Consider the following 428-nt stretch of genomic DNA (forward strand, 5'->3'; position numbering starts at 1 on the left):
TCTCTCTCGCGCCCGCGCGGCCACCCCCCCCCCCGCGCCCCCCCACCCCGGCGCGCTCGCGCCGCCCCCACCCCCCAGGCCGGTCATTTCACAGTCGATCCATACCAAACGGTCATTCACACAACTCACCCTACGGCGCGATCACGCGCCGCGGGGACCGGCGGAGCCGAGCGGGGCTCCGGGGCACAGCCCTCGGCCTGGTGCTCCTCCGCGCCGCCGTGCGGGCCGTGGCCGTCCGGCCGCTCGCCCTCCCGCCCGGTCCGGACCGCGTGGCCGTCCCGAGTCGGACGGGCCTCGCGCGCCGCCCGGGCACCGTCGGCAGCGGCCGCCCGGCCGCCCTGCGGACGGGCCTGCGGCACCCGCGCCTGCCGGCCCCGGAGCTCGCCCGCCCCGGTCGCCGGCTGCCCGGCGGGGGCGGGGGCCGGCAC

1 protein-coding gene is annotated in these 428 nt (G+C 82.0%); it reads left to right on the forward strand.

Annotated features, from left to right (window positions below; all coding sequences use genetic code 11):
* Positions 1–200: 200 nt before the first annotated feature.
* On the forward strand, positions 201–428 hold a 228-nt coding region (locus ACFV6I_RS27670; RefSeq protein ID WP_380428251.1), incomplete at its 3' end, for a hypothetical protein.

This window comes from Kitasatospora sp. NPDC059803, from assembly GCF_042732255.1.
Classification (GTDB): Bacteria; Actinomycetota; Actinomycetes; order Streptomycetales; family Streptomycetaceae; genus Kitasatospora.